This window comes from Halomonas saccharevitans, assembly GCF_900116405.1.
GTDB classification, from domain to species: domain Bacteria; phylum Pseudomonadota; class Gammaproteobacteria; order Pseudomonadales; family Halomonadaceae; genus Halomonas; species Halomonas saccharevitans.
Window position 1 is genome coordinate 40,230 of the sequence record NZ_FPAQ01000029.1, and the last position, 6,849, is coordinate 47,078.

7 protein-coding genes are annotated in these 6,849 nt (G+C 67.2%); 6 read left to right on the top strand and 1 reads right to left on the bottom strand.

Annotated features, from left to right (window positions below; genetic code table 11):
* The first annotated feature begins 22 nt into the window (after positions 1-22).
* From BM388_RS13140 to BM388_RS13160, 5 genes are all read left to right on the top strand, one after another.
* Positions 23-955, top strand: coding sequence for a recombination-associated protein RdgC (locus tag BM388_RS13140; RefSeq protein WP_089850898.1), 933 nt, complete (start codon positions 23-25; stop codon positions 953-955).
* Positions 956-981: 26 nt separating this feature from the next.
* Positions 982-2,148, top strand: a complete 1,167-nt coding sequence (locus tag BM388_RS13145) for a 1-acyl-sn-glycerol-3-phosphate acyltransferase (RefSeq protein WP_089850908.1) — start codon at positions 982-984, stop codon at positions 2,146-2,148.
* A 67-nt stretch (positions 2,149-2,215) separates the two neighbouring features.
* Positions 2,216-3,367 (top strand): cation diffusion facilitator family transporter, encoded by a 1,152-nt coding sequence (locus BM388_RS13150; protein WP_089850899.1) that lies wholly within the window; start codon positions 2,216-2,218, stop codon positions 3,365-3,367.
* 99 nt (positions 3,368-3,466) lie between these two features.
* Complete coding sequence (locus tag BM388_RS13155) at positions 3,467-4,183, top strand: transglutaminase-like cysteine peptidase (RefSeq protein WP_089850910.1); 717 nt, start codon at positions 3,467-3,469, stop codon at positions 4,181-4,183.
* Between the two features lie 3 nt (positions 4,184-4,186).
* Positions 4,187-6,103: a bifunctional diguanylate cyclase/phosphodiesterase gene (locus tag BM388_RS13160; protein WP_089850901.1), complete on the top strand. Its 1,917-nt coding sequence runs from the start codon at positions 4,187-4,189 to the stop codon at positions 6,101-6,103.
* A 66-nt stretch (positions 6,104-6,169) separates the two neighbouring features.
* On the opposite strand, the gene BM388_RS13165 is transcribed toward BM388_RS13160, so the two are convergent.
* The gene (locus tag BM388_RS13165; RefSeq protein ID WP_089850903.1) at positions 6,170-6,508 is read right to left on the bottom strand and encodes a tryptophan synthase subunit beta like protein; all 339 of its coding nucleotides are present in this window, start codon (positions 6,506-6,508) and stop codon (positions 6,170-6,172) included.
* A 93-nt stretch (positions 6,509-6,601) separates the two neighbouring features.
* On the opposite strand from BM388_RS13165, the gene BM388_RS13170 reads away from it, so the two are divergent.
* The coding region (locus BM388_RS13170) for a transposase (protein WP_139233945.1) at positions 6,602-6,849 on the top strand (248 nt) is incomplete at its 3' end.

A 6,849-nucleotide genomic window follows, 5' to 3' on the forward strand; every position in this document is an offset into this window, starting at 1 on the left:
CTTTTCTCCCGGGAAATGCGCCATGTGGTTCAAGCACTTGCATCTCTACCGCCTGCACGACGCCCCTGAGCTGGATGCCGCCAGCCTGGAAACCGCCCTCGACGAGCAGGCCTTTCGTCCGCTGGGCGGCAGCGAGGCACGCCGCCTGGGCTGGTGCGCGCCGGCCGGACGCGCCGGGACGCAGCTGCTCCACGAGCTGCAGGGGCAGCGACTGCTGACCGCGCTGCGCCAGGAGCGCATCCTGCCCGCCTCGGTGGTTCGCGAGGAGGTCGAGGAGCGCAGCGAGGCGATCGAGGCCAGCGAGGGTCGCAAGCTGCGACGCCAGGAGAAGCTCACCATCAAGGAGCAGGTCTACGAGGAGCTGCTGCCCCGCGCCTTCGTGCGCAGCCAGAAGGTCGATCTGTGGTGGGACAGCCGCCGCCAGCTGATCGCCATCAACTCAAGCTCGCGTACCCGCGCCGAGGAGCTCCTCGACCTGCTGCGTGAGACCCTGGGCAGCCTCAAGGTGACGCCGCTGGCCAGCCAGACGCTGCCGATGCGCGCCATGACCACCTGGCTCGGCGACCCCGGCTCGCGGCCGGCCGACCTGATGCTCGGCGACCAGGTGGAGCTGAAGGCCAAGGGCGACGACGGCGTGCTGCGCGCTCGGCAGGTCGACCTGGACAGCGACGAGATCCAGCAACTGCTGGAAAGCGGCCGCCAGGCCAGCAAGCTGGCCCTGTCGATCGAGGGACGGCTAAGCTTCGTGCTGCATGACGACCTCGCGATCAAGTCGCTGCGATTCGACGACGCCCTCATTGACGAGGCCTCCCAGACCGACGACGGCGACGATGCCCTGGTGCGGCTGGAGACCGACTTCATCCTGATGACACAGGCGCTGGCAGAGAACATCGAGCGCCTGATCGAGTGGCTGGGTGGCGAGGCCGGCAGCGCCGGCGACGCCCCGAGCGCCTGATCGCCCACGACCACAGCCTGGAAGACATGACCGAGACACAAGACACCACCGCAGCCGATCCCTGGGCCGACATTCGCCCCTACCAGGACGACGAGGTGGCCGAGGTGCTCGAGCGCCTCGTCCACGACGGCGAATTGCTGGACGCTCTGACCCGCTATCGGCTGCCGCGCCTGGCCCGCGTCATGCCGAGGCTCTCGCGGATCCTGGCCAGCTTCGCCATCCGCCGCGAGACCCGCGGCGTGGCCAGCGTGTACGACTTCCAGATGCGCATCGCCAGCTACATGCAGCGCATGCTCAGGAACTCAACCGACGACTTTCGGGTGGAGGGGCTGGAGCAGCTGGATCCGAACTCCGCGTATCTCTTCATCGGCAACCATCGCGACATCTCGATGGACCCGGCCTTCGTGAACTATGCCCTCTATCTGGCCGGGCGCGACACGGTGCGCATCGCCATCGGCGACAACCTGCTCAAGAAGCCCTACGTCAACGACCTGATGCGCCTCAACAAGAGCTTCATCGTGCCGCGTAGCGCCCGGGGCAAGCGCGCCATGCTGGCCGCCTACCAGAAGCTCTCCGCCTATATCCGCCACTCCATCCTCGGAGACAACCACTCGATCTGGATGGCCCAGCGCGAGGGGCGCGCCAAGGACGGTATCGACCGCACCGATCCGGCGATCATCAAGATGCTGACCATGGCGCGGCGCGGCGAGGATCGTCGGGCCGCGATCGGCGAGGCCGTCGCCGAGCTGCGCCTGGTGCCGGTGTCGATCAGCTACGAGTACGATCCCTGCGATCTGCAGAAGGCCCGCGAGCTGCGGGCCCTCGAGGACAGCGGCAACTACGAGAAGAGCGAGTTCGAGGACATCAGCTCCATCGTCGCCGGCATTACCGGCCACAAGGGACGGGTTCAGCTGACCTTCGGCACCCCGCTCTCGGCCGATCTCGCGGGTCCCGAGGAGGTAGCCGCCGAGGTCGACCGCCAGGTGCTCGCCGGCTACCACCTCTTCCCCAGCCACTACCTGGCCCTGGAGGCGCTGGGCGAGGCGCCGGAGCTGCTGGAGCTGAGCGAAGTCAGCGATGCCGACCGTGCGCGCTTCCAGGCACGGCTGCAGACGGTGCCCGAGGAGCTACGTCACTGGTGGCTGACCCAGTACGCCAACCCCGTTCTCAACAAGGCCGGACGCTGCCAGTGAGACGCACGGCATGAGGGACGAGTCATCGAGCGCACATGAACCGCCCAGGAGCGAACACGGCAGCGCGATGGAACGCGCCGCCCAGACCCGCGAGGCGCATCGGGTCACGCTGATCGGCGCCGTCATCGACTTCGCCGTCGGCGTCGCCAAGATGATCGCCGGCGTCATGGTGGGCTCGGCGGCGCTGGTGGCCGACGGCATCCACTCCTTCTCCGATATCCTCACCGACCTCTTCGTCGTCGCCGCCACGCACTTTGGCCGTCAGGAGCCCGACAGCAACCACCCCTACGGCCACGGCCGCATCGAGACCCTGGCGACCCTGTGGCTCGGCAGCGTGCTGATCTTCGTCGCCGGCGGCATCGCCTGGGCGAGCATCGGCCGGCTGCTTGAGGGCGAGCCCATCCCCGCCCCGGGGTTCTGGGCCATCGGTATCGCTGTTATCGCCCTGCTCGCCAAGGAGTGGATCTTTCGCTACACCATGCAGGTGGCCAGGCGCGTCAATTCGCGGCTGCTCGAGGCCAATGCCTGGCACTCACGCTCCGACGCGCTCTCCACCGTGGTGGTACTGATCGGCCTGGTGGCGGCCCAGGTCGGCGTGGGCTGGATGGACGCCCTCGCCGCTATCGTGGTGGGCGTCATGGTCGGCCAGGTCGGCGGACGGCTGCTGTGGGAATCCGGCCGGGAGCTGATCGACACCGCCCTGCCGGCCGAGGAGCGCGATGCCATGCAGCGGGCAGCCGAGGAAGTCGCGGGAGTGCGCAGCGTGCATGACCTGCGCGCCCGCAAGCTGGGCAGCGACATCCTGCTCGACCTGCATATCGTGGTGCCTCCCCGGGTCACGGTGTCCGAGGCGCACGAGATCGGTAACGAGGCCAGCCGCCGACTGCGTGAGACCTTCCCCAACCTCCACGACGTGACCTTCCACATCGACCCTGAAGACGACGCGGGAGAAACCGAACACAGCCTGCGCCCGGCCCCGCCGCTGCGTGCCGATGTCGAGGGCGTGCTCGACCAGGCCTGGCACGACCTGCCGATCTGGCAGGCGTGCGTGGATCTGGATCTGCACTACCTGGACAACCAGGTCGACGTCTCGCTCTACGTCGACACCCTGCCGCCGGGGCAGGATCTCGACGCGGCGGCACAGGCGCTGCGCCGGGCCGCCAGCCGGCTCGACTGGGTCGGGCGCCTGCGGGTCTGGCTCGGGCCGGGCAAGGGATAGGCCGCCAGCCTCGCAAAGGCCGTGCTGAAACGGCCACCCCGCTCGCATTAGGTGCCTGCTCCCCCTAGACTTGAGCAAGTGCTCATTCAGGCCGACTCCATGTCTCCCCCGTCATACCGGACACTCGACTCGCCCGTGCGTCGCCGTTTCCTGGCGGGCTTGGGAAGCTTGTGGCTGCTCGCCGGCCTGGGTCTTGGCCCATCACCGGTGGCGGCCAGCCTCTCGCCGCAGCAGCTTCGCCGCTCCATGCAGGCGGAGTACGGCGCCCAGGGCGTCGCGGTCCTCGAGGAGTGGTTTGCCCTGCTCGACCGGCTGCGCCCGGCCGACCTGGAGGCTCGCCTACGCGGGGTCAACGACTTCTTCAACCGGCGCATTCGCTGGCTCGAAGATATCGCTATCTGGCGTCAGGAGGACTACTGGGCCACGCCGCTGGAGACGCTGGGGCGCGGTGAAGGCGACTGCGAGGACTTCACCATCGCCAAGTACGTCACCCTCAAGGAGCTCGACGTATCGGAGGAGGAGCTGCGCCTGATCTACGTGCGTGCGCGTATCGGCCGCAGCAGCATCACCCAGGCGCACATGGTGCTGGGCTACTACGAGACGCCCGGGGCGGACCCGCTGGTGCTGGACAACCTGGTGCCCTCGATCACCCGCGGCTCGCGGCGCACTGACCTCGATCCGCTGTTCAGCTTCAACGGCCGCGGCCTGTGGGCTGCCGGCTCGTCGCAGTCACGCGCCGACCCGGTGGCCCGGCTATCGCGCTGGCGGCGCGTGATCGATCGCATGCGACAGCAGGGATTCATTCAAGGGGAGTAGGACATGTCACTCATCAAGCAGCTCTGGCTGATCGTCGCGGCACTGCTGCTGCTCGCCTTCGGGGGCAGCCTGTTCATCGGGGTCACCGCCAGCCGGGCCTATATCGAGCAGGAAGTGCTGATCAAGAACGCCGACAACGCCAGCGCCCTGGCGCTGACGATGAGTCAGATGCCCAAGGATCCGGTCACCCTGGAGCTGCTGGTCTCGGCCCAGTTCGACACCGGGCACTATCGGCGAGTGGAACTGCGCTCCCCGAAGGGCGAGATCATCGAGCAACGCCTCGGCGGTGATGCCATCCGGGACGTGCCGGCCTGGTTCGTCGATCTGGTACACATCGAGGTGCCGCCCGGCCGGGCCGTGGTCCAGGATGGCTGGCGACAACTCGGCACCCTGGTACTGGAAAGCCAGCACAGCTTCGCCTATCGCTCGCTGTGGAGGAGCACCCTGAGCCTGGTGGGCTGGTTCGGCCTCGCCGCGGTCATCAGCCTGCTGCTCACCTGGTGGATCGTGCGCCAGATTCGCCGCCCGCTGAGCGCCGTGGTCGAACAGGCCCAGCACATCGGTCAACGCCGCTTCACGACCGTACCCGCCCCACGGACCCGCGAGCTGCGTGAGGTGGTCGAGGCCATGAATCGGCTCTCCGCCGCAGTGGGCAACATGCTCGGCGAGGAGAGCCAGAAGCTCGATCGGCTTCGACAGCAGCTACAGCACGACCCGGTGACCGGCGTGCTGAATCGCGAGGCGTTTCTCTCACAGCTGCAGATCCACCTGGACAGCCAGGACGCGCGAGCGAGCGGTGCCCTCGCCCTGGTGCGCCTGGCCCACCTGGTCGAGATCAACGAGCGGCTGGGCCGCGCCGAGACCGACGCCCTGCTCCACGAAATGGCCCATGGCCTGGAGCAGTTCGGCCAGGCTCACGGCGGCGGCATCGTGGGCCGGCTCAACGGCAGCGACTTCGTCTTGCTGCTACCCGGCAAGATCGACCTGGGACAGCTCCGCCACGATCTCGGCAGGCGTCTCGCCGCGATGCGTGAACGCGGCCGCACCCCGGTGGGGCTTCCCGGCGCGCTGATCGACTATGCTCAGGGCGATCAGCGCAGCATGCTGTTGGCCAGTCTCGACGGCACCCTCTCGGCGGCCGAGACGCGCAGCGATGAGGGACTGATGATCGCCGAGGGCCCGCAGCGGCGCAGCCTCTTCACCAGCCACGACGAATGGCGCTACGCCCTGCAGGTGGCCATGGCCAAGGGTATCTACCTGGCCCACTATCCGGTACTGGATGCGACGGGCGAACTGCTGCACATCGAGTGCCCTTCGCGCCTGCGCCTCGCCGGCGAGTGGCAGCCCGCCGGGGTCTTCATACCGTGGATCTCGCGACTGGGGCTCGATAGCCAGCTTGATCTCGTGGTGATCGATGAAGCCATTCGAGACATTACTCACCGGGGCAAGCCGCTGGGCATCAACCTGTCGGTGGCATCGATCCAGGATGCCCACTTCGTTATCGAGCTGCAGTCCCGACTCAAGGCGCGTCCGGACGTCGCCAAGCTGCTGTGGTTGGAGATTCCCGAAGCCATGGCCATCCACGACCTGGCGAGCTTTCGCAGCCTGTGCCGCGCCCTGCAGCCGCTGGGCTGTCGGATTGGCCTCGAGCACGTGGGTGCCTCCTTCACCCGGATCGCCGACCTGCAGGACCTGGGGCTCGCCTACCTCAAGCTCGACCGCACCCTGGTCAGGGGCATCGACCGGGTCGCCGAGCAGCAGACCATCCTGCGCGGCATGGCCACGCTCTGCCATTCGCTGGGTATCCTGGCCATCGGCGAGGGTGTCGAAAACCGGGAAGAGGCCCGTGTGCTCTTCGAGTTGGGCCTGGATGGGGCCACCGGGCCTGGCATTCGTCAGCATGAGAAGCCGGCGGACTGATCACGACAAGGGCCGACGTCCTCGCGGACGCCGGCCCTTGTTCCTGCCGAAGTATCGGCAACGGGTCTATATCACACCGCCCTCGTCATCGCTGCCGGTCACCAGCTGCAGGCCGTTAAGCCTACGCCGCAGCGTCTGGCGCTCCATCACCTTCTCCTGAGCCGGTTCCGGCAGGTCGGTGAAGCTGATCACCCCCTTGTCCATCAGCAGTTCGATCACGTCCTCGAGCACCCGCACGAAAGCGAGATCCGAAGCCTGAAAACGCGCCGCCCCCTTGCCGCTCTCCTCCTCCATCAGGAAGGCCAGCAGTTCCGGTGAGTCCGCCGACAGGTACTCCGGACATTCCGGTGTCTCCTCCCGGCTGACCAGCTCGATGCGATCATCGCTGTCGCGCTTAATGTACATGAACTCCTCCAACCACTGATCTCGAAAGCCTAGGCTTTGTCCGAAAACTTGAATTTGCTAATGTCACCTATGCCACAGCAGCATAGGTGACCCATGGCAGGACGCTACGAGATCTCCGACAACGGCTGGGCCATCATCGAGGACATCGTGTCACCGCCGCAGAGAACGGGGCGCCCCCGCCGCGATGACCGCCAGGTGCTGAACGGCATCTTCTGGATCCTCTGCTCGGGCGCCAAGTGGCGCGATCTGCCAGAACGCTACGGCCCGTGGAAGACCGTCTATGACCGGTTCCGCCAGTGGCGCGATGACGGCACCTTCGAGACCATCCTGGCGCGCCTCCA